Annotated in this window: 17 protein-coding genes, 7 pseudogenes and 1 riboswitch; of the genes and pseudogenes, 7 read left to right on the top strand and 17 right to left on the bottom strand. The window is 60.7% G+C overall.

Features of this window, described 5'->3' with window-relative positions; all coding sequences use genetic code 11:
• Window positions 1-120: 120 nt before the first annotated feature.
• The 4 genes and pseudogenes from AU14_RS10375 (at window position 121) to AU14_RS10360 (ending at window position 4086) form a co-directional block, all read left to right on the top strand.
• Window positions 121-1553: pseudogene (locus AU14_RS10375) on the top strand (circularly permuted type 2 ATP-grasp protein).
• Window positions 1547-2485 carry an alpha-E domain-containing protein gene (locus AU14_RS10370; RefSeq protein ID WP_041340679.1) on the top strand — a complete coding sequence of 313 codons (939 nt, stop codon included), beginning with the start codon at window positions 1547-1549 and terminating at the stop codon, window positions 2483-2485. Before AU14_RS10375 ends, AU14_RS10370 begins: the two are co-directional and overlap by 7 nt.
• Window positions 2482-3267: a transglutaminase family protein gene (locus tag AU14_RS10365; RefSeq protein ID WP_041340677.1), complete on the top strand. Its 786-nt coding sequence runs from the start codon at window positions 2482-2484 to the stop codon at window positions 3265-3267. The genes AU14_RS10370 and AU14_RS10365 overlap by 4 nt, the downstream gene beginning before the upstream one ends.
• A gap of 93 nt (window positions 3268-3360) precedes the next feature.
• On the top strand, window positions 3361-4086 hold the full coding sequence (locus AU14_RS10360) for a proteasome-type protease (RefSeq protein ID WP_041340675.1): 726 nt from the start codon (window positions 3361-3363) through the stop codon (window positions 4084-4086).
• A 5-nt stretch (window positions 4087-4091) separates the two neighbouring features.
• Here the strand turns inward: AU14_RS10360 and AU14_RS23320 are convergent, their stop codons facing one another.
• From AU14_RS23320 to AU14_RS10335, 8 genes and pseudogenes are all read right to left on the bottom strand, one after another.
• Window positions 4092-4397: a lipocalin family protein gene (locus AU14_RS23320; protein ID WP_330217989.1), complete on the bottom strand. Its 306-nt coding sequence runs from the start codon at window positions 4395-4397 to the stop codon at window positions 4092-4094.
• Window positions 4398-4523: 126 nt separating this feature from the next.
• Window positions 4524-5212: pseudogene (locus AU14_RS23315) on the bottom strand (lipocalin-like domain-containing protein); the annotation flags it as partial.
• Window positions 5209-5688, bottom strand: a complete 480-nt coding sequence (locus AU14_RS23310; protein ID WP_330217878.1) for an ABC transporter permease — start codon at window positions 5686-5688, stop codon at window positions 5209-5211. The pseudogene AU14_RS23315 and the gene AU14_RS23310, both read right to left, overlap by 4 nt.
• Window positions 5685-7511, bottom strand: coding sequence for an FtsX-like permease family protein (locus AU14_RS10350; protein WP_330217877.1), 1827 nt, complete (start codon window positions 7509-7511; stop codon window positions 5685-5687). The genes AU14_RS23310 and AU14_RS10350 overlap by 4 nt, the downstream gene beginning before the upstream one ends.
• A 135-nt stretch (window positions 7512-7646) precedes the next feature.
• The gene (locus AU14_RS10345) at window positions 7647-8252 is read right to left on the bottom strand and encodes an ABC transporter ATP-binding protein (protein ID WP_330217876.1); all 606 of its coding nucleotides are present in this window, start codon (window positions 8250-8252) and stop codon (window positions 7647-7649) included.
• Between the two features lie 13 nt (window positions 8253-8265).
• Window positions 8266-11427 (bottom strand): annotated as a pseudogene (locus AU14_RS10340) (efflux RND transporter permease subunit).
• Window positions 11424-11855, bottom strand: a complete 432-nt coding sequence (locus AU14_RS21390) for an efflux RND transporter periplasmic adaptor subunit (protein ID WP_236743967.1) — start codon at window positions 11853-11855, stop codon at window positions 11424-11426. The pseudogene AU14_RS10340 and the gene AU14_RS21390 overlap by 4 nt, the downstream one beginning before the upstream one ends.
• Before the next feature lie 7 nt (window positions 11856-11862).
• Window positions 11863-12681, bottom strand: coding sequence for an HlyD family secretion protein (locus tag AU14_RS10335; protein WP_236743966.1), 819 nt, complete (start codon window positions 12679-12681; stop codon window positions 11863-11865).
• An 84-nt stretch (window positions 12682-12765) separates the two neighbouring features.
• Between AU14_RS10335 and AU14_RS10330 the strand changes: the two genes are divergently transcribed.
• Entirely contained in the window at window positions 12766-13215 is a 450-nt protein-coding gene (locus AU14_RS10330; protein WP_052472017.1) for a potassium channel family protein, read from the top strand.
• A gap of 6 nt (window positions 13216-13221) precedes the next feature.
• On the opposite strand, the gene AU14_RS10325 is transcribed toward AU14_RS10330, so the two are convergent.
• The 9 genes and pseudogenes from AU14_RS10325 to AU14_RS10285 form a co-directional block, all read right to left on the bottom strand.
• Complete coding sequence (locus AU14_RS10325) at window positions 13222-13881, bottom strand: energy-coupling factor ABC transporter permease (protein WP_041340673.1); 660 nt, start codon at window positions 13879-13881, stop codon at window positions 13222-13224.
• Window positions 13882-13965: 84 nt separating this feature from the next.
• Window positions 13966-15699, bottom strand: a complete 1734-nt coding sequence (locus AU14_RS10320) for a SulP family inorganic anion transporter (protein WP_041340672.1) — start codon at window positions 15697-15699, stop codon at window positions 13966-13968.
• 7 nt (window positions 15700-15706) lie between these two features.
• Window positions 15707-16572: pseudogene (locus AU14_RS10315) on the bottom strand (MBL fold metallo-hydrolase).
• 76 nt (window positions 16573-16648) lie between these two features.
• On the bottom strand, window positions 16649-18097 hold the full coding sequence (locus tag AU14_RS10310; RefSeq protein WP_236743965.1) for a sensor domain-containing diguanylate cyclase: 1449 nt from the start codon (window positions 18095-18097) through the stop codon (window positions 16649-16651).
• Window positions 18098-18301: 204 nt separating this feature from the next.
• Window positions 18302-18970: a DNA-3-methyladenine glycosylase I gene (locus AU14_RS10305; RefSeq protein WP_041340670.1), complete on the bottom strand. Its 669-nt coding sequence runs from the start codon at window positions 18968-18970 to the stop codon at window positions 18302-18304.
• Window positions 18971-19008: 38 nt separating this feature from the next.
• A pseudogene (locus AU14_RS10300) lies at window positions 19009-19774 on the bottom strand (ABC transporter ATP-binding protein).
• Between the two features lie 3 nt (window positions 19775-19777).
• Window positions 19778-20691 (bottom strand): annotated as a pseudogene (locus tag AU14_RS23305) (FecCD family ABC transporter permease).
• A gap of 46 nt (window positions 20692-20737) precedes the next feature.
• Window positions 20738-21670, bottom strand: a complete 933-nt coding sequence (locus tag AU14_RS10290; RefSeq protein WP_236743964.1) for a cobalamin-binding protein — start codon at window positions 21668-21670, stop codon at window positions 20738-20740.
• A 28-nt stretch (window positions 21671-21698) separates the two neighbouring features.
• A pseudogene (locus tag AU14_RS10285) lies at window positions 21699-23404 on the bottom strand (TonB-dependent receptor domain-containing protein).
• Window positions 23405-23638: 234 nt separating this feature from the next.
• Window positions 23639-23863, bottom strand: a riboswitch (cobalamin riboswitch).
• Between the two features lie 367 nt (window positions 23864-24230).
• Here AU14_RS10285 and AU14_RS19835 point away from each other — a divergent pair.
• Complete coding sequence (locus AU14_RS19835) at window positions 24231-24611, top strand: hypothetical protein (RefSeq protein WP_201773469.1); 381 nt, start codon at window positions 24231-24233, stop codon at window positions 24609-24611.
• Complete coding sequence (locus AU14_RS18640; RefSeq protein ID WP_201773468.1) at window positions 24574-26553, top strand: amidohydrolase family protein; 1980 nt, start codon at window positions 24574-24576, stop codon at window positions 26551-26553. Before AU14_RS19835 ends, AU14_RS18640 begins: the two co-directional genes overlap by 38 nt.
• Window positions 26554-26686: the final 133 nt, after the last annotated feature.

Here is a 26686-nt window from a genome sequence, read left to right as displayed (position 1 = left end):
TCTCCTTTGCTGTATGACAGGGCATGACACCATCAACAGAGCCGATGGCCCGCCTTTTGCTGCCCATTACCGTATTGAGTGCCGACTTCACCGGCACCCTTCAGGGAGACGAACGGAATCATGTTGATTGAGACGCCGGACACAGGTCTGTTTGATGAGTTGTTCGATGAGAACAACCGAGTGCGGCCGCATTGCCGTATGCTGGAAAACTGGTTGCTCGAATCAGATGAAAACCTGATCGCGGAAAAGCGCCGCGAAGCCGATGTGTTGTTCCAGCGCCTGGGCATCACCTTCAATGTCTACGGTGAGGATCAGGGCGCCGACCGGCTGATTCCCTTTGATCTGATCCCCCGGGTCATTTCCGCCAGCGACTGGCACAAACTCCAGGCCGGCCTGCGCCAGCGAGTAACAGCGCTAAACCGCTTTCTGCACGACATCTACCACAATTACGAAATCGTGAAAGCCGGCGTAATCAGTGCCGAGCAGGTATTTGCCAACAGCCAGTATCAGCCGGCATGCAAAACCTGAAGCTGCCGAGAAACCTGTACTCCCACATCGCCGGTATCGACCTGATTCGTAACAACGATGGCGATTTTTACGTGCTGGAAGACAACCTCCGTTGCCCCAGTGGGGTCTCGTACATGCTCGAGAATCGCCGGATGATGATGCGGCTATTCCCCGAATTGTTTGCCCACTCGCCGGTGGCTCCGGTGGAGCACTACCCCAATCTGCTGGGTGAAACCCTGCGCGCCGCTTCATTAAAGGCTAACCCAACGGTGGCGGTGCTCACCCCGGGCCGGTTCAACAGTGCCTATTTCGAGCATGCCTTCCTGGCGCGACAGATGGGCGTGGAGCTGGTCGAAGGCGCCGACCTGTTTGTGCACCAGAACCGTGTGTACATGAAAACCACCGTCGGCCCGCAACAGGTGGATGTCATCTACCGCCGGGTCGACGACGACTTCCTCGATCCGCTGGCTGGCAACCCCAGTTCCATGCTGGGCGTACCCGGGCTTTATGCCGCCTACCGAACCGGTAATGTGGTCCTGGCCAACGCCATGGGCACCGGGATTGCGGATGACAAGTCGATCTACCCGTATGTTCCGGACATGATCCGCTTCTATCTCAGTGAAGAGCCCATTCTGAAGAATGTGCCAACCTGGCAGTGCCGCAAGAAAAAGGATCTGCAATACGTGCTCGATCACCTGCCGGAACTGGTCGTCAAGGAAGCCCAGGGCGCGGGTGGCTATGGCATGCTGATTGGCCCCAAGGCCAGCAAGAAGGAGCTGGAAACCTTCCGCGGCTTGCTCAAGGCGCACCCCGAGGATTACATTGCCCAACCGACACTCAGCCTGTCCACCTGCCCCACCTTCGTGGACGAGGGCGTGGCACCTCGGCACCTCGATCTCCGGCCCTTCGTGCTGTCGGGCAAGAAGATTCAGATGGTTCCCGGCGGGCTGACCCGCGTAGCCTTGAAAAAGGGCTCACTGGTGGTCAATTCCTCCCAGGGCGGTGGCACCAAAGACACTTGGGTACTGGAGGACGACTTATGCTGAGCCGCGCAGCCTCCAGCCTGTTTTGGATGGCCCGTTACCTGGAGCGGGCAGAGAGCCAGGCCAGACAACTGGATGTCAGTTTGAACATGGCGCTGATCGACGTTCCGGAAGACCGCACCGAACAGCTTTCGGTGCCGCTGCTGGTCTCGGGCACCTATGATGAGTTTTTCGAACACCATGACGAGATCACGCCCCAGAACCTGATCGACTTCCTGTTGCTGGATGATCAACACCCGGCCAGCGTCTTTAACTATGTCCGTAACGCCCGGGACAACGCCCTGCATGTTCGGGGCAACCTGTCAGCCGACGTATGGGAAACCATCAACCGGGCCTGGCTGGACCTGCAAGTACTGCAGCAAGAGGGCGTCACCGAATCCAACGCCAGCTCTGTATTCGACTGGATTCGCGAACGCTCGCACATGTTCCGGGGCGCCGCTTACGGCACCCTGCTGCGCAACGATGCCTTCCACTTCCTGCGTCTGGGCACGATCATTGAGCGCGCCGATACCACCGCGCGGGTGCTGGATATCCGCCATGTTATGGCAACGAAGGCCATGGAGGAACAGGCCACCCAGTCCTTCTTCGAGTGGACCGCGCTGCTGAACTCCCTGGCGGCTTTCGAGGCTTACCAGAACACCTATGGACATAGCCTGGACCCTACCAGTGTCGCGGAATTGCTGATTCTCTCCCATGAACTGCCGCGCTCCCTGCACAGCTGTCTGGAGGAAATTGCAGGCCTGCTCGACCGGGTTGAAAGTGGTTCTGCCCAGAGAGCCCGGCGCATGGCCTCAAGCCTCTATGCCAATATCCGTTACGGTGATACCGACTACATCGAGGAACGTGGCCTGCATGACTACCTCGTGGATTTCCTGGCAAGGATTCAGCGCATTGCCGGTCAGATTCAGAAAGACTACATGGGGTGGCACCAATGAGACTGCATATTCGTCATGAGACGACCTACACCTACGAATCGCCGGTACGCAACAGCATCCAGTACATCCGGCTGACGCCACGCAATACGCCCCAGCAGCGTATCTTCGAATGGCACCTGGACATCCCGGGCGAAACCAGTGAGATGATCGATGGGTATGGCAACCCGGTAACGGTGATGACCCTGAAAAAGGCGTTTCCAAGTATCACCCTGGTCGCCGAGGGCATTGTCGACCTGACCGGCAAACCACTGACCAAAGACGACTCTCCGTTTCCACCCGAGGTTTTCCTGTGCGACACGCCATTGACCGAGGTGGACAATGATCTGAAGGCGTTCGCCGAACAGTACTCGCCCAACAAGCGCAGCCTGCTTCGTCTGATGAAGCATCTGCGCGAGCACATCGCGTTCACCCCGGGAGCCACCAATGTGACCCACACCGCGGCGGAGGCCTTCAAGCTCGGTGCTGGTGTGTGCCAGGACCACACCCATATCTTCATCGCCTGTTGTCGCTATATCGGCGTGCCTGCTCGCTATGTCAGTGGCTACATTCATTCCGTCAGTGATGACCACGTGGCCACTCACGCCTGGGCCGAAGTCTGGCTGGGCAGCAACTGGCAGACCTTCGATGTGGTTAACACCCTGAACGTGGCCGAGAGCCATCTGAAGCTGGCGGTCGGCCTGGACTACCTCGATGTGGCGCCCGTTCGTGGCATGCGCAGCGGCGGCGGAACCGAGCACATGCAGACTCGGGCCTGGGTGACTGAGGCGGCGCAAGCGCAGTAACAAAACTGCCAAAAAACGCACAATAAAGCGCTCACGTTCCGACGGAATTCGTTTTAGACTACGCGCATTATTGGAGCCTGGCAGGAGGGCTTTATGACTTATTGCGTAGCGATGCGACTGGCCGACGGGCTGGTGTTTGCGTCGGATTCCCGAACCAATGCCGGTTTCGACCAGATCTCGACCTTCCGTAAGATGCATGTGTTCGACAAGCCGGGCGAACGTGAGCTGGTGTTGCTGTCCGCCGGCAACCTGGCCACCAGCCAGAGTGTCATCAGCCTGCTGGAACGCCGAGCCGGCACCGACACCACCAACGTGCTCAATACCGCTACCATGTTTGAGACCGCCGAAATCGTGGGCCAGACCATGCGCGAGGTGATCCGCCGGGACAACCCGGACGGCAAGCTAAGCCATGTGGATTTCAGTTGTTCGCTGATTCTCGGGGGTCAGATCAAAGGCGAGGCACCGCGCCTGTTCAACGTCTATCCGGAAGGCAACTTCATCGAGGCCACCGAAGAAACACCCTATTTCCAGATTGGCGAGTCCAAGTACGGCAAACCGATCCTCGACCGGATCGTGAACTACCGGACACCGCTGGACCGGGCCTATCAGTGCGCCCTGATCTCGTTTGATTCCACCATGAAGAGCAACCTGTCCGTGGGCATGCCCCTGGACGTTGCGATCTATCGCAAAGACGCCCTCAAGCCTTGCCTGATGGAGCGGGTTGAGGAGCAGTGTGAATACTTCCACAGCCTGCGGCAGCAGTGGCACAGCGGCATCCAGGAGCTGTTCTCCAGTCTGGAACCACCAGCGACCAGCTGAACGGCCTACTCCGCCTCATACCCGGTCAGTTCCATGTAGCCCTCCCCCGAGTGACTACCACTGACGCTGACCGGACTTTCCCAGTACGGGTACTGACCCTCATTACGGTAATTGCCGGGCGGCGCGGCAATATCGAGATCGACGCCGTAACGGGGCACCTGCAGCCGCCATCGGGTTGGCGTTGCCTCGGCGTCTGCGTCGGGAGCCAGTATCAGATCGTCGGCACTCAGCGAAACCGCCTTACCTTCATCGGTAATCCAGGTGCCGGAAGTGAACACATCGCTGTTCTCCCGTAACCGGAATGCCATCAGCTTGTTGCCGGAATCCAGGTGCAGGGCAAACCAGTCCCAACCCTGCTGCCCGGTTTTCAGCAGCTGGCTACTCCACTCCCGATCAAACCAGCCCTTGCCGCGGACCTTCTGGGTTTCGCCGTCGATGGTGACTGTACCGGCTATGGCAATATCCACCAGGCTGAAATACATCGAGCCTTCACCACTGGCCGACTTGGCGCTGAAGCTCGGTCACCGTGCGCCACCGGCGGACCGTTTAGCCGCAGGAACAGATCGTAGGACCAGTTATCCGCCGACACCTGCAATCGCCAACGGCCGGACTCGCCCGTACGGCTAAGCCGCCAGTCATCAAGCCAGACCTCGAATGGATGTGCCGTGGCGCCGGCGTGACCAACGTCGGCCCGGGCCAGCCGCTCGGCAAAATGGTGCTGACCACGCCAGCTGAGTGCACCGTGAGCCATCCACGCCGCCTGCAATGGCCACTGGGACGGCTCCGGCGGTGTCGCATCCGCCGGCCTCGGGGTCAGGGCCTGGCGAAACTGTGTCCATTGCAGGCCCAGCGGCTCACCGGCCTGGTTTTCGAGATTGGCAGTCAGGTACCACCATTCGATGCGGTGCTGGGGGTGGGGCCCAAAATCCTCCGGGAATTCGAGCCGGTCACCCGGACCCGGCTGCAGGAAAGGTACGTCGGTATCGGTCTGTTGGGACTCGGCAAGCCCCGCAAAGCCGCTGTCTTCGGACTCCCCGGAGCAGCCGGCAAGGAGAAAAAGCCCAAATAACGGGGCAAAAATTTGAAAAAACCTTGGGAAATGAGGCAATTTTCTGAAAAATGTCACCGATCACCTCCCGCCAGGCTACTCGCGGAAGCAGGCATGGTAGCCGGCTGCTGGAGCTGACGACGCATCAGCGCGGCGATACTCAGGCCAACCATCAGGCTGAGCCCAATCAGCTCTACCCAGAACTCCGGATACACGGCCATCGGCAATGACCAGCCAAAGGCCAAGGGGTTGATCCGGTGCACGAGCACCCAGGTCAGCCAGATACCCAACGGCAACGCCAACACCGCAATGCCAATAGTCAGGCTGACGGCCAGGCGCACCATCTGGCCGGCCACCTCCCTGTCGCGCAAGCCCCACACCGCCAATAGCCGGTAATACCAGACCCGGGTTGAGAAGAACACCCAGCCCATAATCAGCAAGGCAGCCGCTGCCAAAATCAAAGTCAGCACGGTCATGGCCCGGGTCAGCAGGAACGTCTGGTCGAACACGGTGTCCGCCAGCTCACGAATGCGCTCGTTGTTCCGCACTGTCACCGTCTCCACCTGCATACCCGCTGCAGCCCCGATACCACAGTCGCCATGTCCAGATTGCCCGGATTGATAGACAGGCTCTCGAATCCGGGTTTGAACGCCGTCGGCAACAGTTCGGCGTTAAGCAGCACCTCACCGGCCGGACGACCATAGTCGGGATAGATAGCCAGAACGGGCAATGACAGGGCTTTATCGGCCACGGTCAGGTTCAAGGTTTGGCCCACCGCCAACTCCTGCCGGCCCGCCAGTTGTTCATTGATCATGATGCCCTCGCCCCGGGCAAAGGCCTGCCAGGGTTGGTCTACAGCTGCCTGCAGGCGCCACTGGGTCAGCAGCCGGCCTACAGGCGCAACGGCCAGCAGGTCGACACTCTGTCCCGGCTGGGACACCAAAACCTGCTCGACACCTGACACCGTCAGCTCCGCCTTGCCTCGCACCACCCGCTGCCAATCGCCGCTTGCTGCCAGCTCAGGCTCGTCCGCCAGCCAGTCGACGGCGGCGCCAGTATCGGCACCCGCAGGCACTTCGACAAAAAAGTCGGCCGCCAGCCGCTGGGACAGCCACTCATCAAAAGTTGCTTCAAACACCGTCACCAATGCCTGCACCGCCAACACCATGGCCAACGAAAACTGCAGTGCCACCAGCGGCAACGCCAGGCGCCGGGCCAGAACCCCAAATTCGGCGAAGTGCCAGCGTATTAGCGGGTCCGGCGCAGCCCGGGCAAGGCGCTGGGCCAGACCGGACATCAGACTCGGAGCCAGCAACCCTGCGCCAACGAACACCAGGGCAACGGCTATAAACACCAGCACCAGCGACGATGCCACCAAAGCCAGCACCAGCCCAAGCAACAGAGCCGCCAGGGCCAGGGACCGTCGCTGACCGGCCTGGAGCGTTACCGGCGCTCGCGAAACCGGTCGGATCAGATCAATCAGGCAGACCACCATCACCACCGCCATCATGGTCAGAACCGACGATAGCCAGCTCGCCTCCTGGCCGGCGTACAGCGGCGCATCAAACAGATTGTCCAGGGCCTGACCGAATCCGCTGCCCAGAAGCCCGGCTAGCAACCGCCCTAACGCCACGCCCGGAATCACACAGAGCCCGGCCAGCAGGGCCATTTCCAGCACCAGCAAGCGATTAACCGATACTGGCGGCACGCCGAACCTGTGCAAAAGAGCGAAACTGTCCCGGCGTTGCGCCAGCCCCAGCTGATACACACTGCGCAGCAGCAAGGCGGTGATTAACAGCACCAGCACGCCAAGGGCATCCAGGTTTAGCAGGAAGCTTTCACCCAACTCCCCGGTATCGGGGCCAAGGCTGAAGCGGGTCAGGCGATAGCCCTCGGGCAAAGCAGCCTCGGCCACCTGCTCCGCCACCAGCAGCGTCAACTCGGCAGTCTGGTCATCGGGGCCGGTGGTCAGAGCCGCGGCATCGCGAATATCGAGAAAGGGTTTACCGTTCAGGGGCTGATTCCAGGCCTGCGTGGATTCGCTGGCCCCGGCAAAACAACTCGCCGCTAACCCGTCCACGCCCACCACCCGGCCCTGGGCATCCGGGCGCTGCACCTCAAGCCAGGGCATAACGCAAACACCGGCCCGGCGCAGGGTCACGAAATCCGCCACCGTAACCGACTGCCCGTCCAAGCGAACCACTTGCTGCCGCTCCGCTACCGCCTGCTCACTTTGACCGAGACTGGCCCTGGCCTGATAGGTGAGATGACTAACCCCAGTCCACAACATGGTGGCGACCACAATCATGATCGCCAGCGAGAGCAGCTGCAGCGGGTGACGCCGGTAATGACTGAACAATGCGGCGAACAGTGTCATCACGGGGCCCGGTCTGCAGGCGCGGAGCTGCTAGAAACCATGGAGGATGTAAAGGGCGAAGTGGGGTTCGACGGGTGCGCCAGATCTAGCGCTGGCCGCAGCGGGCCGCCAGTTCAGCGTCGTGGGTGGCTAGAATCAGGCGCAACCGTGGTCGGCCTGGAGCCGGAACAATTCATCGGCGACGTCATCCGCAGTGTGCCGATCGAGGCTGCCGGTCGGTTCATCCGCCAGGATCAGTGCGGGCTGCATGGCAAACACCATGGCCAGGGCCGCACGCTGGCGCTGACCGCCCGAGACCTGATCCGGAAACCGGTCGCCCAGGGCGCCGATGCCCAGGCGTTCGAGCCAGGCCAAACAGCCCTGATCGTCCTGACCAGCCAGCCGGGCTCTCAACCGAACGTTGTCGAGCAACGACATGGCCGGCATCAGGTTGGCGTCCTGGAACACCACACCGATGCGCTGGCGCCGCAGATCGGCCCAGCGCCGAACCTGTGTTCGTCGGTCAGAGGCCCGGCCGCCGTCAAAGCGTTGCTCGTCGATATCGATAACGCCGGCGTCCGGGTGTTCCAGGCCGCACAACAGGTTCAACAGGGTGCTTTTACCCGACCCGGACCGGCCCATTAACGCCATGGACTGACCTTGGCTCAAGGTGAAGGCCAGGTCCGCCAGCACAGGGATATGCTCGCTGCCACTCTGAAAACCCTTGGCCAGTCCGTGAACCGTAAGCAAAGCTTGTCCCATTGAAATTCTGCCTTTATTCGTCAATCCCTATCAAAGGAGCATGCTCTCCGTGTCGTTGGGCGCGCCATTCCCGGAATTGCTCCAGCCAGGACAGCAGGGCCGGAATCACCAGCAGCACCAGCAGCGTCGACAGCCCGAGCCGAACGCGATTGAAGTCGCCATGGGGATCAGGAACTGCGCCTGCAGCGAGGTTTCGAACAACAGCGGCAACAGGCCACCGATAGTGGTCAGCGAGGTCAGCAGCACCGCCCGCACCCTCTGAACCGCGGCCTCGTTCAGGGCTTTGGTGATGTCGAGGCCCTTTTTTCGCTGCTGGTTATAGAAAGCTACGAGGATGATGGCGTTATTGACCACTATTCCGGACAAACCAAACAACCCGAACAGGGACAGGATGGTGAGTTGGAGCCCCATCAGCCAATGCCCAATGAGGCCTCCGACCAAAGCAAAGGGAATGATCGCCATGACAATTACTGGCAGACTCCAGGACGCAAACACCCAGACCAGCACCACGTACATCAGGCCCAGGCCAATAATCAGGCCGGTCTGCATGTCGGCCAGGGTTTCGCGCTGGTCGGCGGCCCGGCCTTCGAAGCTGTAGCGCACGTTATAGCGACTGGCGATTTCAGGCAGGGCCTCGGCCTGCAGGCTGTCGAGAATCTGGTCCGTGGTGCTGACCTGGGTATTCAGCCCGGAGGTCACCTCCACCGCCAGCTTGCCGTCCGCATGGCGGAGGGCTTCGAAGCCCTGCCGGTGATCCAGATTCATGACCTGACTGAGTGGCACAAAGCGGCCATCCGGCACTCTCACAGTCATCTGTGACAAGGTAGAGAGTCGCTCGCGCTGATCCTGGGGCAGCTGTACCCTCACTTCCACTTCGTCCCGTCCATCCTGATAGATCTGGCAATACGGCCATCAAAGGCAGCCCGCAGTTGTCGGCCCAGATCGGAGGTGGTCAGGCCAAGGGCCTCGCCGTAGGCGCTAACCTGGTAGATCAGCTGTTCCCGCCCCCATGGCATGTCGTCTTCCACATCGAGCACGCCCGGCAGGGTCGACAGCGCCTGAGACAGGGCTTCAGCGGCGGCTTTCAGGGATTCGGCATCATCGCCGGTCAGGCGCACGTTAACATCCCGGCCCGGTGGCCCGGCTTGCCGCTCGGAAATACTCAGATTTTCCAGCCCCGCAGGCAGCGCCAGGCGGCTGCGCCATTCGTTAATGAACTCGGGATTTCGAACCAGGCGCCGGTCTGAAGGTGCCAGCTCTATGAACATGGCGCCGAGCTCTTCACCAGTACGTGACCGGCCTCCGGACCCCAGGGTTGCGCCCTCGCGGGTAATCGCGTGCAGGATCAGATCGCCGCCGAGGGCTTCCTCGGTGTCGTTCAGACTTCTTCGCATATCCTCCAGAAACCGGTCTACCGTGCGCTCATCGGTGCCGGCCACAAAGCTGGCGTTGGCATAAAAGATAGAGGGCTCAGGCGTGGGGAAGAAATTGAAGCCAAGCCGGCCACCGGCCAGCAAACCGACGGTAAGCAGGGCCAGTGCGACCGCACTAGCCAGGGTTACGCCCCGGTGCTTAAGGCTGAGCAGAGAGAACCGGCGGAACCGGCCTTCGCGGAACTGATCGAACTTCGTCTCAAAACCCGAGCGCAGACGCGCTACGGGATTTCGGCTAACGGACGAGGGCTGTTTTTCGCCACCGGAACGTCCACGGGGCACGAAGGCGTGACGCAGGTGCGCGGGCAGCACAATAAAACACTCCAGAAGCGAAGCCACCAGCACGCAGATCATCACCGTGGGAATGTCACCCAGGATATTGCCAATCACACCGCCCACGACCAGCAGCGGCATAAACGCGGCCACCGTGGTCAGCGACGACGCCAATACCGGCCACACCATGCGCTTGGCGGCGCCTTCGGAGGCGTAAATCGACTCTTCCCCCATACGCGCGTGGGCGTCGGCGTCCTCGCCCACCACAATGGCATCGTCCACGATTACCCCCAGGGCCATGATCAGGGCAAACAGTGAAATCATATTGATGGAGCCGCCGATACCCCACAGCACCGCCATGGACGCCAGAAAGGCGGTGGGTATACCAATTGCCACCCAGACGGCCACCCGGCCTGGCAGGAACAGGTACAACAGGCAGACCACCAGCACCAGACCGCCCAGGCCGTTATTAACCAGCAGGGAAATACGGTCGTTCAGCAGTTGCCAGGACTGATCGTAGACTTCCAGGGTCAGGGAGGGCGGCAGGGTCGGCCGGGTCTTTTCCAGCCAGTCATCCAGCACCTGGCAGATTCCAGGGAATCGCCATTTTCGGCGCGCTGAAGCACCAGCTCCGCCGCCGGGTAACCGTTGCGACTCAGAGTCACCTGATTATCCCGGGCTTCCTGCCGGATTATGGCAATGTCCCCCAGCCTGAGCTGAATCCGCTCACCACTGAGTACCGTGATGTCCTCGAACGCCTGGGCAGACCGGCGCTGCTCCACCGCCCGCAACTCCCGGGTAGCATCCTGCTGCGCCATCATGCCAGCAGGCAGATCCCGGGAAATGGAGGCCACCCGGTCGGCAATCTGTTCCAGGGACAGCCCCAGGGTCTCCAGGCGTTCAACCGGCACATCGATGCTGATCTGCTGCTCCGGCAGGCCGGAGATTTCGACCCGGTCAATGCCCTGCTCCAGCAGTTCATCCTCGAACCGGTAACTCAAATCCCGCAATTCGCTGCGATCCATATCGCCGTAGACCAGCAATCGCGCCACCGGCTCATAGCGCTCAATGCGGGTGACCTGAGGCTCTTCGGCATCCGCCGGCAGGTTGGTGAATTCGTCCACCTGCTGATTGACGTCGTCCAGCGCCTGCATGGGGTCGGTGCCCTCATGGAACTCGAGGGTGATGGAGGACACGCTCTGGGCCGAGGTCGAAGTCATCTTCTTGAGGCCTTCGATGCTGCGCAGCCGCTGTTCCAGCGGATCGGTAATACCCTGCTCGACATCCTCAGCTGAGGCGCCGCTCCAAACCACCCGGACACTGACATAGTCGAGGGCGAAGGTGGGGAAAAACTGGATATTCATCCGGGTCAGCGCCAGTACGCCACCCAGCAACATCACCAGCATCACCAGATTGGCCGCAACCCGGTGATGAACAAAAAATCCGATCACCCCTCGGCGGCCTCTCATTCAGCAGCCTCCGTTCCCTTCTCTTCTGACGGTGCAGGGTCCACCGGCTCGACTTTCAACCCGGTCATGGCGTTGGGCAAGTGAGTGGTGATCAGCTTCGCACCCGGCTTGAGCTCGTCACCTGCCACCAGGAGCCGACGCTCGCCGTTATTCGCCATGGCCTCGCCTATGCGCTCGACCCGAACCCGCTCCATTCGCTGGTCCTGGTTCATCAGATAAACGGCGTTGGCGCCATAAAGAGCGCTAAAAGGAATGGCAACGGAATCCGCGCGTTCCGGCCGTTGCAGGTTAACCGGCAGCAACTCACCGGGACGCAAACCGCCACCATTGCCAACCAGCGCCAGGATGGCTTCTGTTCCCGCCGCATCTGCGGTGCCGGCAAACCGGATCAGCTCAAATCGGTGCTCGCCGCCCTCACTGGACGCCATCAGCGTTTCACCCCGGGACAGGCACCCAGCAGCTCCGCCCGGAACATTGCCGCACCCGGGCTCGCAGCTCGAGGTTCTTGGTTGGATAGAGCGACAGCAGCGGTTCGTTGCGGGCCACCAGATCCCCGGGAGCGACCTGAACTCCGGTGACCACACCATCGAACGGGGCGGTAATCCGCGCCCGCTTGGCGTCTCTTTCAATGGTCGCCAGGTTGGCTTCGGCCTGGGCCAGTTTGGCTTCCAGGCTCTGCAATCGGGGCGGGTGTTCGTCGATAGCCCGCTGGCGCGTGCTGACCGTCAGCTCCGCCCGGGCCAAGGCGTCGGTAGCGGCCTCAAGGTTTTCCTGCGAGGCCAGATTACGCCCGACCAGAGACTTGGTACGCTCCAGTTGCCGGGCCGCATTATCGCGAATCGCACGCTCACTCTTGATTGCCGCCCGGTCATTGCGGTGCCGGACCTGCTCCGACTGAAGCTGGGCCTTGAGATCGGCCACCTGAGACTCCGCCTGGGTCAGTACCGGCCGGATATCGGCGTCATCCAGAGCCACCAGCAAATCCTCGGCCTGCACCCGCTCGCCTTCCGACACTGGCCGAGCGTCAATTCGCCCGGCCAGTGTCGCGGTGACGTTCAGCTGCTCGGGTGCCACAACCTGGCCATACAAGGGCAACAACGGCGTGTGGCTTCCCGGCTGAACAATCTGGGTGCTCACACGCCAGCTGCGTTCCGTGGCGCTGACAGGGGCCGGTTCAGGTCGAGTCAGCTTGAGGGCAAGAAAACCAAGGACACCAAGAGCAAGAATGATCAGGGGCAAGAGTCGTTTGGACATTACTAAACGGCCAACTAAAGTAAATTAAACCCTCCATCAGGAGAGCCATGTGAATTATTCGATCAGGTCTGGAGCACTGCACCGTTGCCGGTAGAAGATCACGCCAGCCTCGTTGAGGCAATCCTTCTCAATAGCCTGGTTGTTGCTGTGGTGGTGCTGCTCCACTACGAAGCGCTGATCCGGCTCAGCGGCCTGCTTGCCAAAATACAGCTCCGACATCGATTCCGGCTGATTGTGGCAGTGTTCGGGCTTCTCCTGGCGCACAGCCTCCAGGTTTGGGTGTTTGCCATCGCCTACTACTGGATGCATCACGCCAGTGCCTGGGGCCTGTTGGCCGGCAATTTCACCGGCAGCTTGCTGGATTGCGTCTATTTTTCCTTCAGCACCTTCACCACCGTCGGCTACGGGGACGTCGAACCACTCGGTGTTTTACGCTTCCTGACCGGTATCGAGGGCCTTACCGGACTGGTGCTGATCAGCTGGAGCGCCTCCTTCCTGTTTGTCGAGATGCAGCGGTATTGGCCCAAACGCTGATCGCCCTTACCGATAGCGCCGCTGATCCAGAGTAGTGAGCCGATCCGGATGAAAAACCATCAACCCGGTAACAAAGGCACCGTTGGCAAACCCCTCGGGAATCATGAACAGCGGCAAATACCGCAGGTATTCATGCACCAGTTCGGACAAATCATAGACGCCGCTGGACCAGAGCAGCAGGCACATCACAATGCCGGCCGCCGCTACCGCAATGCCGGCACCGAAAAAACCACACACGAAAATATAGGCGAAAAAGTTCTTAAAATTTTTATGACGCTCCCAAAGCATGATGCCATGACTGACTAAAGCTGGAATCATAACGGTAATCAAGCCGTTGGCAGCAAACATCAGCAAGGGCTCGCGTCCGGTGATCACAGTAATGATCAGCGCCAGCAGGCCGGCCAGAACCGCCAGCGCCCAACCCAGCATGAGGGTAATCACCGTAATACCGAACACGTGAATGGAGAGGCCGGGAGACAGCCCCGCCCGCAACTGCCAGAGAAAGCCCAGCACTACCGCCGCCCCGAAGAACGTGTGCTGCAGGGTGTTATCCCGGCGCACAGCCTGCCAGTCGATGGTGCGCACCGCCCGCACCAGGATCAACAGAAACAGCACCAGGGTGATGAGCCACTGGGTGGTCGAAAGCAGGTTTTCGGTCATACCCATAGTGCGCGTGCCGTTGTCTGAACACCGAAAGGAGAAATTCCATAGTACCGGTCGGCCCCACCCATTGGGCAAGTGTGCTGACGGTCAGACGATAATACGCTGCGCTACCGACTGCCCGATCAGTCTCTGCCAGGCTTCATAGGTACTGAGGAAAACCTCGCCACTCAAATTGGCCAGCAAATCCGTGTTTTTGAGACGGTCCATCACCGGCCCTTTCACCTCCGACAGGTGCAGAGCCACGCCGGCATTTCGCAGACGTTCGTTGATGGCTTCCAGGCTCTCCAGCGCCGAGGCGTCGATGAGATTTACCGCAGGACAGACCAGCACCAGATGCTTCAATGCCGGCTCACCGGCCACCAGATCCATCACCCGCTCCTCCAGGAACCGGGCATTGGCAAAATACAGGCTTTCGTCCACCCGCAGAAAGGTCACCTTGGGACAAAGTTCAACATCGTGGCGCAGCACGTTTCGGAAGTGTTCGGTTCCAGGCACCCGACCAACAACGGCGCTGTGGGGCCGGCTGGTGCGGTAGAGAAACAGGCCGATGGACAATCCCACACCAGCCAGGATGCCGGCTTCAACACTGTGCGCTAGGGTCAGCAGGATGGTGGCCAGCATGGCGCCAAAATCGGGCCTGGAATAGCGCCAGGTGCGCGCCAGCGCGGGCAGATCAATCAGGGTGGCAACCGCCACCATGATGGTTGCCGCCAGCGTCGCCTGGGGCAGATAGGCAATGGCCGGGGTCAGGTACAGGGTGGCCAGCGCAATCCCGACCGCCGTGAAGGCACCAGCCGCGGGCGTTTCTGCGCCGGCATCGAAGTTCACCACCGACCGGGAGAAGCCCCCGGTCACCGGCATGCCGCCGGACAGGCCAGAGCTGACATTGGCTGCGCCCAGCCCGATCAATTCCTGATCCGGATCGATACGCTGGCGACGCTTGGCGGCCAGGGTCTGGCCCACCGACACCGACTCCACAAAACCCACCACACTAATCAGCAGGGCACTCACGGCCAGCTGCTGCCATAGCCCCCAGTCGAGGCTGGGCAAAGCGAGGGAGGGTAAGCCTGCAGGCACCTGGCCAACCAGCTTTACACCCTGGGCACCGAGATTCAGCTGCCAGGCCAGCAACGTGGTTACCAGCACCGCCAGAATTGGCGCGGTCTTGGTCAGAATATCCGCCAACCGGGGCGCAAGCCCGACGGCGCGCAACAGCGGATTCAGGCGTTTGCGAGCAACCAGCAGGAAAAGCAAAGCACCGGCGCCGACGGCGACCGTCGCCCCGTTTGTCTGGCCAATGGAACCCGCCAGGGAGTTCACGATTTCGAGCAGGTTATGACCGGACGCCTCGACACCCAGAATGTGCTTGAGCTGACTGGCCGCGATGACGATTCCGGAGGCGGTTATGAAACCGGATATCACCGGATGGCTCAGGAAATTGGCCATGAAGCCCAGCCGGAGCAGGCCCATGGCCATGAGCATTAGCCCGGACAGCGTTGCCAGCACCACCGCGCCAATGAGGTACTCCGACGTTCCGGCCTGGGCCAACGGCGCCAGCGCCGCCGCCGTCATCAGGGATGCCACCGCCACCGGACCCACCGAGAGCGTGCGACTGGTGCCGAACACCGCATAGACCACCAAGGGCAGAATGCTGGCATACAGCCCAACCTGGGCCGGCAAGCCCGCGAGCAATGCATAGGCGAGCGACTGGGGAATCAGCATGACGGTGACAATGACCGCCGCCACCAGGTCATTGACGGCCTGACTACGGCCATAGCCAGGCAGCCAGTCCATAAGGGGCAAGTAGCGTTTGACGTTCATTGCCGCCTCAGAACCGGTTGATAGGCACTTTCAGATAGACCTGGCCATTGTCCTCCGCCGGTGGAAACTGCCCGGCACGCATGTTGACCTGCACTGCCGGCAGTATCAGCCTCGGCATGCCGAGGGTGGCGTCGCGCTCGGTGCGCAGAGTGACAAACTCGTCTTCAGACATGCCATCGTGCACATGAATGTTATTGCTACGCTGCTCCGCCACGGTGGTCATGGGGGCATAGTCATCCCGCCCCGGAGCCTTGTAATCGTGACACAGAAACAGCCGGGTCTCCGGCGGCAGTGCCAGCACTTTCTGAATGGATCGGTACAGGGTGCGAGCGTCGCCACCAGGGAAATCACACCGGGCGGTGCCGTAATCGGGCATGAACAGGGTGTCGCCAACGAAGGCCGCGTCACCGATAACGTAAGTAAGGCACGCCGGAGTGTGGCCGGGCGTGTGCAGAACCCGGGCCTCCAGCCCGCCAATCCGGAAGCGGTCACCTTCCTGGAAAAGCCGATCGAATTGGCTGCCATCCTGGGCGAAGTCGCCACCCGCGTTGAAAGCCTTGCCGAATATCTCCTGGACATCGCGAATGTGTAAGCCGATACCGGTCTTGCCGCCCAGTTGGTTTTTCAGGTGCGGCGCAGCGACAGATGGTCGGCATGGACGTGGGTTTCCAGAACCCACTCCACCGCCAGATCATGGCTGTGCACGTAGGCCACAATGTCATTGGCGGAGTCCACGGCGGTGCGGCCGGCGGCGTAATCGAAGTCGAGTACCGAATCCAGAATCGCACAGGCCTGGCTGTCCGGATCCCGAACCACGTAGCTGAACGTGTTGGTGGCTTCGTCGAAAAACGGCTGGACGATGGGATTACTCATGGTGTTCACCTTTGCCTAAATGCGCTTTGGGTTATAAGCATATACCATCACGCGATATAAGGTGAAATGTGGTTCCTCACAGACCGAGCGGGCCCGAAACGTCGAAGGCACAATCCCGCCCGGACTGCTTGGCAAGATACAGGCGATGGTCAGCCCGGCCGATTACCGCGTCGACCGACATCATGCGATCGTCCCGCTCCCGGACCGAAGCGACCCCTGCGCTTACCGTCACAGGGATTGCACGCCCCTCAAAGACGAAACCGCCATGGCGCACCGCCGCCAGAATCCGGCCAATCATCTGCTTGACGGCCGATTGCTCGGTGCCCGGGAACACCACCATGAATTCCTCGCCGCCGAACCGGGCTACCACATCGGTGGCACGGATCAGATCTTCCAGAATGTCGGCAAACCGGCGCAGGACAAAGTCTCCACCGAGATGACCAACAGAATCGTTGATCTGCTTGAAATGGTCGATATCCAGCATGGCGATGGTGAAATTCTCATCGTAGCGCTCAGCCCGCTCCACCAGTTCACTGAGCCGAGGCATCAGGTAACGGCGGTTATGCAGCCCGGTCATCGGATCCCGGATCGACTGGTTCAATAGCTGTTCCTCGAGCAGGTTTCGCTCCAGGGCACCGGACAGCAAGCTGGAAACGATAACCAACAGATCGTGCAGGTCCCGACGCCACTTGCGCGGAGTCAGAGAATCAAGGCCAAGAAAACCGACCACATCACCCTTTGCCCGCACCGGAACACAAAACACGGACGCCGCATCGGAGGATGTGGATTCCGACTGAGCTTGAATCACGGCAACGTCCGGTGGTGTGTCGGACACATCTTCAACATGGGCAACCTGGTTACTTTGCACCATCTCCAACAGCTGTTTACGCCAGCACTGGTAAGCATCTATGGACACGGTCTGGTCTTCATCAACCAGCGACGGCACGCCCTCCCGGCACCATTGATGGGTTTTGGTGATCTTGGTGTAGTCCTCGCTGAAGGCGTACAGATACGACCGATCCATGGAAAAGAACTCACCCACGCTCTTGAGCAGCTCATCGATGCATTCATCAATGGTGCCAAAACCCAGGTTGATGAACTCTGTCGACAGGCGAGCCACCAAGCGCTGGAACCCGGCCTGAAACGAATACTCCGACTCACTTGCGCGCAGCTCCTGCTCCAGCACCTTGTAGTGCTGGATATTGTGGAACTGGCCATACCAGACCGTGCTGCCGTCCGGTTCACGAGTTGGCCGGGACAGCGCTTCAAACCACTGATAGCCATTATCAAGCAGGTGCAGGCGGCCGCGGTACTGCCAGGGTTCCAGGGTGCGGGCCGATTCCCGAATACTCTCTTCCATGCCCTCGGCATCCTCTGGGTGGATGATGGCAAACAGTGGATCGGCACTCTCTTTCAAGGCCTCGGGATCAATACCGAAGAGATGTTGGGTGTGGTTGCTGACATAGGGAAACGCGTGGGACTTGCCATCCGCGCTGAGCGAATAGGCGAAAAGTATGCCCGGCACCGCTGACGCCAACTTGTGAAAGAACTCTGCGGACGGGGGTGGTGCGGGTGGTTGAGACTTCCTTTTCGCCATGGCGAATAACTTCCCTTACAGGGGCTATTTGCCCCCTTCAGGAAAAGTGTAGTTCACCACAATGGGACCGGCGAGAGTCACGGAACAGGATCACCAGCAATATCCGAACCCACATCAGAGCCACTAGAAGACCTAGTTCTCGACGGTGCAGGACAGGATTTTCGAGAGGTGACTGTAAGGCAGGCCGGTTTCCTGGTGCCAGCTGTTAAACGCCTCCTGAGCCTGGGTCAGCCCTTTCTTGCTGCCGGGAGAGGCGTCCAGCAGCTCTTCCCGGCGCAGACCCGCAATCACATCCCGAGACAAGATAAACCCGTCCCAACCGACGTTGCGCAGGAAGTACTGAGCGGTCGCGCCTCCCAGACGGGCACCATTGCGCTTGAGCCACAGCAGCAAGCCGACCTGATCCTCGGATGGCCACTGGCTGAGAAAGGCACCAAAGCTGCCGTGCTCCCGGGCAGCATCGACGATCATGCGGGCATTGTCCGGCACAGTGCGTATTTTCTGCATGTTGCGAACGATACGCTCGTCCTGGGCCAGGTCCTCCAGCACCTCTGGCGGCACCTGTTGCCAGTAGATGGGCACAAAGCCGTCAAAGGCCGCCTCGAAATCGGGCCATTTCCGGTTGATCACCCGCCAGACAAAACCCGCTTTGAAGATGCATCGGGTTATCTCCGACAGGTACCGGTCGTCGCCCAGCGCCTCCAATTGCCCTGGCTCAGCCAGGGGCGGCAGCAGAGCCTGCAGCGCTTTTTCACCGCCCTTGCGGTCCGCGGCCTGCTGATAAATTCTCGCAAAGCTCATTGCTTGTCTCCGAATTCGATCTAGAACGGTCTGCCCGATTACCTGGCTGGCACAAACACCGGCGCACCGTCAGCCTCTACCGTCACCAGCTTCTGACCGTACAGCTGTTCCAGGGCTGCTGGAACCAGCATGCTCTGCGACGGCCCCCAGCAGGCTTCGCCTCCGGGGTATAGCAGCAACAGGTGATCACACCAGCGCGCGGCCAGATTGAGGTCGTGCAGACACATGAATATGGTATGGCCGGCGGCAGCCTGCCCGGTCAGCAAGCCCATGGTCGCAACCTGGTGGTGCAGGTCCAGATGATTGGTGGGCTCGTCCAGTAGCCAGAGTCCGGGTGCCTGGGTCATCAGGGTAGCAATGGCAACGCGCTGGCGCTCACCACCGGACAGTGTGTGTACCAGCCGATCCCGGAGATGGATCACGTCGAGAGCTGTCAGCGCCTGCTCGGCCAGTTCCAGATCAGCCGACTTTCCATCTGCCAGGGCAATATCCAGGGATGGCGACCAATCAGCGCCGTTTCCAGGACCGTTGCCGGGAAACCATCCTGGCGATCCTGAAACACCAGCCAAGGCGCCGCGCCAGCTGCTTGCGCTTCATGCCGGTCACCGGCTGTTCGTCCAGCAATACCTGTCCGGCCCGGGGCTGGCGCAGACCGGCCAGAGTATGCAGCAAGGTGGTCTTGCCAACACCATTTGGCCCGAGCACCCCCCACACCTGCCCCGGCTCCACACGCAGGTTCAGCGGCTGACCCGATGGCCGGCCAGGAATGTCGATGATCAGTTCGCTGGTGGTCAGGCCTGTCATGGGTTATCGGCTCCGATACAGCAGGTACAGGAACGTGGGTACGCCCACCAGCGCGGTTATCACACCCACCGGCAGTTGTTCCGGCGCAATCACTACCCGCGCCAAGGCATCGGCCAGCACCAGCAGGCCACCACCGGCCAGCGCGCAGGCCGGCAGGATCAACCGTTGGTCGTTGCCCAGCACCAACCTGAGCATGTGCGGCACCACGAGGCCAACAAAGCCGACACTGCCGGCCATGGTCACGGCTGTCGCCGTCAGGACGCTCGCCAGCAGATAAATCAGCCATTCCAGAGGCCGCACCGACACACCCAGGGCAGCAGCCTGCATCGGCCCCCTAGCCAGCACGTTCAGCGACCGCCCCAGAGGAAACACCAGCAGGCAGACCAACACCAGAATGATGAGCGCCGGCGCCGGTGTGCCGGCATGAGACAAATCGCCCATCAGCCAGTACAACATGCCCGGCAACCGGCTTGCCGGTGTCATCGCGAGAATCAGGGTAATCAGGCACCCCAGCCGGAGGCCATCACTACCCCGGTGAGCAAGAGTCTGGAGGGCGTCCAGCTGCCTGTGCCATGAGCCAGTCCAAACACCAGCAGGGTTGCCAACATGGCACCGGCAAACGCCGAACCGGAAACCACAAAACCGGCGACACCCGCCAGCATGGCCAACAAGGCACCGACTGCGGCACCGCCGGACAGTCCGAGCACGTAAGGATCAGCCAGGGGATTGCGCAACAACACCTGCATCAGAGCTCCGGCCACGGCGAGCAAGCCACCGGTCGCAAATGCACTGAGAGTGCGCGGCAAACGCAGATCCAGGATCAGGGTCTGTTGCAGTTCGGTGCCACCGCCGGTCAGCACCGCCAGGGTCTGGCCCAACTCCATGGCACTGGAGCCGATACTGACAGAGACCACCATCGCCACCCCACTAATCAGGGCGAGCACGATCAGCGGGCGCAGGGTGCTAGAGAGAGGCACGGGCGCGCTCCAGGGTTCGGCACAGGTGGCGGGTGCCATCCAGCATGCGGAAGGTTGGCCGCGCCAGCAGTGACGGCGGTTCAATGAACAGATTGTCGTTTTTTACTGCCGTTAGCTCCGGAAACTGCTGCCAGCGAGCCAGCCCCGACAGGTCGCTGCTGTCCTGGCCAGAAGTCAAAATGGCGTCAGGGTTGGCCATCACTACGGCCTCGGCACTGACTCTCGGTACCAGCCGGGGCAAATCGGCGAACACATTCACGCCACCACAGAGGGTGATGGCTTTGCTGATCAGTTCTTCCCGGTTCACCGTCATCAGCGGCTGATCCCAGATCTGAAAGAACACCCGGATTGGACGGGCATCGACAAATTCACTTTGGAGCTCCGAGAGGCCCCTGCGAAACTCGGCGGCCTGCTGCTGGCCCAGCTCCGGTTGCCCGGTGAGCCGGGCCAACTGCTCGACCGCCTGGGCGATGTCATCGAAACGACGGGGAGCCAGCCAGAATACGTTGATGCCGATAGCGCTCAGTTTCTCCAGCTGGGCCCTGGAATTGCCATCGATCCAGGCCACCACCAGATCCGGCTGCAAGGCGACGATGGCTTCCAGATCCAGCCGATTGCTGTCGCCAACTTGAGGCAGCGCCTCCGCCTCGGGCGGGTAGTCGCTCCAGGCACTGACCGCCACCACCCGGTCACCAGCGCCGGCACTGAACAGCAGTTCGGTGGCGCCGGGAGACAGCGACACCACCCGTTCGGCCGGACTGGCCAGGCACAGCTGCTGATCCAGCGCGTCGTTAACGCAGACCTCAGACTGAGCCGAGACCCGGCCCGCCAGCAGCATTAGCGCCATCATCAAGGCGGCCATCAGCATTGCTCTGGTGGCATTACCCAACGCTGTCTGCCGATATTCCGGAGTCTCCATGCTGCTCCCGCCGCGCAGTCAAATCCTGTTATTGAACGAAATCATACCGTACCGACAGGAACACGGTACGGCCAGCGCTGATGAAGTCGGTGTTGTCGAAACGCTTGGCCGTGCTGTATTCCCGGTCCAGAACGTTATCCACTGTTAGCGAGGCCAGCCAGCCTGGAGCCATTTCCCTGGACGCCCGCAGATCCCAGACGCCAAAACCAGCGATGCGTTCGCGCCCGATGCCGAACAGATCCTCATAGCGCTCGCTTTCGGCGCGCACGGTGGTGCCCAGCACCCAACGACCCAGTTCCTTGTCCAGATCCACCCGCACGGTGTTTTCCGCCCGGCGAATCAGCTGACGGTCATCTTCGGCATTCTCATAGTCGCCAACCGTGGCCGCCGCCTTCAGCGTCCAACCCCGGGCCTGCCAGCCACCACTGAGTTCGACGCCACGCAGACGGGCCTCCGGCACGCTGCCGGCGGCATCCTGTGACGGCAGGGACAGATCCTCTACATCGGTATGGAATACGGCAACATCCCAGAACCAGCGCACGTAACGGCCTTCGATACCCACTTCGTAGCTGTAGCTTCCTCCGGCTCCAGGTCCGGATTGCCGAATCCAGGGAAGTAGAGATCATTAAAAGACGGCGCCTTGAACGACGTACCAACGCTAGCGCGTACCCGGTGGTTGCGATCAAGCTCATAACCGACGCCGGCGCCCCAGGTGGTTTCCTTGCCATAGGCTTCGTTGTCGTCGTTGCGCAGGCTGAAGTGGGCGTCCAGCGGCCCGAAATTTAACAGCGCTTGGCCAAACACCGCGGTGTTAGAGCGGCTGGACTCGTCGTAATTGGTGGTGCTGTCGACCCGATCAACAAGGTGCTCGGCGCCGAGCACCAGCTCATGAGTGCCAACGGTGAACCAGTTTTCCAGCCGGGAACTGCGGGTCTGGGTGTTGAATTCACCCGGGAAGCTGCTGAAGTCCTCAAGCTCGTCGCGGGCATCGGAGAACTGGACCACGGAGCGCCAGGTGCTGGTGATGGGCACTTCCAAATTCACACCCGCGGTCTGGAACACGAACTCTTCCTCACCGCCGTCATACTCGGTGGTGCCCCGGGCGCCGAGAAAGGTAAAGCCGGCCCGAACACCGTTACTGAACTCGTGGCTGGCACTGGCCACACCGGAGGTGTTGTCGTAACCCTTGTCATCGCCGCCTTCGATCACCGGAGCGCCATCGGTGCGGAAATAATTGGCGGCCACATTAATGCGGGAGCCACCTTCCACCGATGAGACGCCAGCACCGTATTGTTGGCTGTCGAGATTACCAGCGCCGGCATTCAGCCAGCCCCGAGTGCCATCCTGGGTTGGCGTGGTGAACGCCTGCACGACCCCGCCGACAGCATCGGCACCGTAAAGACTGCTGCGGCTGCCACGGACAATTTCCACCCGATTAATCAGTTGCGGCGGCAGGTACTGCCAGGCCGGGCCACCCACGGTGGCCGAGCGGATGCGAATGCCATCAACCAGCAAGATTGAGGCATCCGAAGCGTTACCGCGCAGGAACACGCTGGTCTGCTTGCCATAAGATCCGTTACCCGTCACCGACACACCAGGCTGGGAGGCAATCACCTCACGAAACTCCTTGGGCTGCTGGCGCCGGATGTCTTCCTCTTCGATCACGGTGACCGATGACAGGCTTTCACCCACTGTTTTCGGACCCAGCGTAGCGGTAACCACGATGGGGTCCATCAGGTCTGGGTCTTGATTGGTCTCGGCTACAACAGCGAGAGGCAGAGTAAGAAGAGAAAGGCCTGCGATCTTGGCAGGAAAAGGACAACTAGCCATGTGTACTTGCTCCGTATTCCGCGCGCACCCGCACGGGAATTATCGTTATTGCTGCGGAACAGGTAGACAGGGGCGGGCGGTGGTCTGGCAAGAAGGCTCTGAACCGGGGAGTCGCCCACCCACTGTCGCCCACCGCAACGTCGGGTGTTTTTGCGGGCCGGTCTCCGGGCTTGCAGGCGGACCCCATGAAGGGTACCCGGGCAATCACCTTCCCATGCCGAAGCACAGTGGCGCATCAGATTGCCGTTATCCTGCTTACCGTTGCGGGGGCAGCATCGGACTTGCCGGCTCATAGCCGAACTCACCGATTTCCCGTTTCACCCGTCGCGCTTTGCGACGGACACCTGCAAAAAGTGGCGCAAGGCTAGCAACAGCGAGCCAAGTTTTCAATTAAACCTGAGCCCGGCCCCATTTCCTGCATTCAAGATCTTTCACCATCCGGCACCTGCGCCCAGACCTCCTCCATGTATGCATACCGGGCCAAAAACAAACCCGACTCCCCCATGCACTTTACGCCCTTCGCCGCCGTGGCCCACGTCCTGACTGGCGTCGGGCGAAAACACAGGATCAGGCACGCCCAAACTTGGCCCAATGTGAACTGATCCACGCTTTTTGGTTCATGTTACAAACTGTTCACTTTTTGCACACCTTAGAACCAAGCGTTTTAGCCAGTGTGTCTCCAACAAAAAACGGCGCCCGCCCAGCGCCAAAGAGCCTCAGGAGCGGCCAAATGAAACACAGCAAATGCACTTCAATGCCAAGAACCCTGGTAGCGTCGCTGATAGCAGTCTGCATGCTGGCTTTAGCGGCCTGTAAAGGTGACAGTGGCAGCGATTCTCGCGATCAAAGCCAATCGCCGGCGCCGAACAAGCCACCCCAATCCTCCAAACCCGACACTCCCAACGCCGAGGCCCTCGCCAACCGATACAGCCCTGCCAATGGCTGTTACACCCTGGCGGCGGCAAACAGATACGTGACTGCCAACGAGCAAAACGAACGATATGACGCAACTGTGGAGACCGACCAGGCGACACCTTTTTACCTGAGGCCGACCGCCCTGCTCATACCTCCTGATGTCAGACTTTCAACGAAATCCGGGCGGCTCTGGTGACTTCGATCTGCTTGGCATCAGCGATCCCGCCGGAGAATTTCTCGATGATACCGGCACATTTGTTGGTGAGATCAGCTACTTGGTCGCAGGTCTGGGCGATACCACCAACCTGGTGCTGGATCCGATTGCACCACTGGGAGGACTTCTGAGGGAGCTGGGCGAAAACCTTGAGGAGGCCGGCAACCGAGCGGGCGACATCACAGTGGCGCCGGCACTCGCGATGGTCCATGCCCCCAATGACCTGGCGGTGTGGCAACTGAATCCTGTCCGGGACGATGTCTTTTCCCTGGCCTCAAGCGTGACCGGCCTGTTGCTCGGAGCTGAAGACGGCAACCTGACACTGACCTCGCCTTCCCTGGCCGGCCCCAGCAATGAATTCCGCCTGATTCCAACCGAAGGCTGCGATAGCTACCCGGAAGCCGAACTCAACGCCGAACTGCTAAGCGATGCGGGGCCTGCCACCTACCTGAAGGAGGTAAAGCGATTCCGGAAAGTGCCAGGCATTGACCACGACGACGTGTTCGGCTTCGTCGACACCCACTCACATATCTCAGCCTATGAATTCATCGGCGGCAGGGTCAACTACGGTGCGCCGTTCCATCGGTTCGGGGTCACCCATGCCCTGGAGGACTGCGAGGCGGTACACGGTCCCTGGGGTGCAACCGGTTTCGTTGAACTGGCCACCTCTGGCATCGGCCTCCACGACACCCAGGGCTGGCCAAGCTTTAACGACTGGCCTCGTCACAACTCGCTGCAACACCATCAAAGTTACTACCGTTGGCTGGAGCGGGCACACCTGTCCGGCATGAAGATTCTGGTGAACCACCTGGTTCACAACGAAGTGCTCTGCCGGATCAATCCCCAGAAGAAGAACGACTGTGATCCGATGGAGGCCATCCTGCTGCAGATCCAGCGCATGTACGAAATGCAGGATTACATCGACGCCCAGCACGGAGGCCCGGGACTCGGCTGGTTCCGAATTGTCACCAGCGCCAGTCAGGCCCGGGAAGCAATTGCAGACGGACACCTGGCGGTGGTGCTGGGCATTGAAATGTCCAAGATATTTCGCTGCGGCGAGTTTCTCGGTGTTGCCGAGTGCACCCGCGAAGACATTGTCGAGCGCCTCGATCAGCTTTACCAGTTGGGGGTTCGCAACATCTTCCCGGTGCACAAGTTCGACAATGCGTTCGGTGGCCACCTACCGGATCTGTCCAGCGGTGTCGGCATCGGAGCCATTCTCTATGGCGGCAACCTACTTGAGACCGGCCACCCCATCGAGTTCGAATCCTGCCCGGAGGAAGTGGAATACACTGGCAATGAACCGGACCAGAACCCATCGCTTCAGCCCTTCGGCCTGATCGACCAACTGCTGTTCCAGATCGACTACGTGGGCGACCGTTTCCCCGAGACTCCGGAGGAGATGGCAGCCCTGGATCCACGGCGCGGAACCGACCAGCACTGCAACCAGCGTGGTCTGAGTGATCTTGGCGACTTCCTGATTCAGGAACTGATCAAACGCAAGATGATGATCGAGACCGATCACATCAGCCGAAAGGCCGCCGCCCGCATCCTGGCCCTGACCAAACCCCTGAACTACCCGGTCATCAACAGCCACGGCGGCTGGGGTGGCACCGAGGCCTTGCGTGACCGCATCGCAGCCCAGGGCGGCATCAGCGCTTCCTTTGGCAGCACTCGGGGCGACTGGGTCGACAAGCTGACTCGCGATGGTAACCGACCCCGGCCTGCCGAATTCAAGGTCGGGCCCTTCGGCGGCGCCGGCTTTGCTTCTGACGTCAATGGCATTGCCCAGCTTGCTCCAACCCGGGCAGCCCCTCCGACGACACGTCGCTCTACCCATTCACCTCGGTTGACGGTCGCGTGCGCTTCCACAAACAACGCACCGGTGACCGGGAGTTTGGCCTCTACGACGGCCGGGGCGTAGCCACTACGGCCTCTATCCCGACCAGATTGAAGACATGATCCGCCACAGCGATCGTTCGCCGGCGCAGGTCGACGACGCCGTTAATCAGCTGTTCACGTCTGCAGAAGCCTACCTGCGGATGTGGGAGCGAATT

Origin of the sequence: Marinobacter similis (assembly GCF_000830985.1) — a bacterium.
In the GTDB taxonomy this organism is placed as follows: domain Bacteria; phylum Pseudomonadota; class Gammaproteobacteria; order Pseudomonadales; family Oleiphilaceae; genus Marinobacter; species Marinobacter similis.
The sequence above is the reverse complement of the archived record's forward strand: the minus strand, read 5'-3'. Positions and strand labels throughout refer to the sequence as shown.

What these genes read in the sequence shown, in the direction of transcription:
- AU14_RS10290 (WP_236743964.1), bottom strand. Translation starts at nt 21,670, where the DNA reads ATGGAGACTCCGGAATATCGGCAGACAGCGTTGGGTAATGCCACCAGA.
- AU14_RS10305 (WP_041340670.1), bottom strand. Translation starts at nt 18,970, where the DNA reads ATGAGCTTTGCGAGAATTTATCAGCAGGCCGCGGACCGCAAGGGCGGT.
- AU14_RS10325 (WP_041340673.1), bottom strand. Translation starts at nt 13,881, where the DNA reads ATGGGTATGACCGAAAACCTGCTTTCGACCACCCAGTGGCTCATCACC.
- AU14_RS10335 (WP_236743966.1), bottom strand. Translation starts at nt 12,681, where the DNA reads ATGTCCAAACGACTCTTGCCCCTGATCATTCTTGCTCTTGGTGTCCTT.
- AU14_RS19835 (WP_201773469.1), top strand. Translation starts at nt 24,231, where the DNA reads ATGAAACACAGCAAATGCACTTCAATGCCAAGAACCCTGGTAGCGTCG.
- AU14_RS21390 (WP_236743967.1), bottom strand. Translation starts at nt 11,855, where the DNA reads ATGGCGTCCAGTGAGGGCGGCGAGCACCGATTTGAGCTGATCCGGTTT.
- AU14_RS10365 (WP_041340677.1), top strand. Translation starts at nt 2,482, where the DNA reads ATGAGACTGCATATTCGTCATGAGACGACCTACACCTACGAATCGCCG.
- AU14_RS18640 (WP_201773468.1), top strand. Translation starts at nt 24,574, where the DNA reads ATGTCAGACTTTCAACGAAATCCGGGCGGCTCTGGTGACTTCGATCTG.
- AU14_RS10350 (WP_330217877.1), bottom strand. Translation starts at nt 7,511, where the DNA reads ATGACACTGTTCGCCGCATTGTTCAGTCATTACCGGCGTCACCCGCTG.
- AU14_RS10345 (WP_330217876.1), bottom strand. Translation starts at nt 8,252, where the DNA reads ATGGGACAAGCTTTGCTTACGGTTCACGGACTGGCCAAGGGTTTTCAG.
- AU14_RS10360 (WP_041340675.1), top strand. Translation starts at nt 3,361, where the DNA reads ATGACTTATTGCGTAGCGATGCGACTGGCCGACGGGCTGGTGTTTGCG.
- AU14_RS10370 (WP_041340679.1), top strand. Translation starts at nt 1,547, where the DNA reads ATGCTGAGCCGCGCAGCCTCCAGCCTGTTTTGGATGGCCCGTTACCTG.
- AU14_RS10320 (WP_041340672.1), bottom strand. Translation starts at nt 15,699, where the DNA reads ATGAACGTCAAACGCTACTTGCCCCTTATGGACTGGCTGCCTGGCTAT.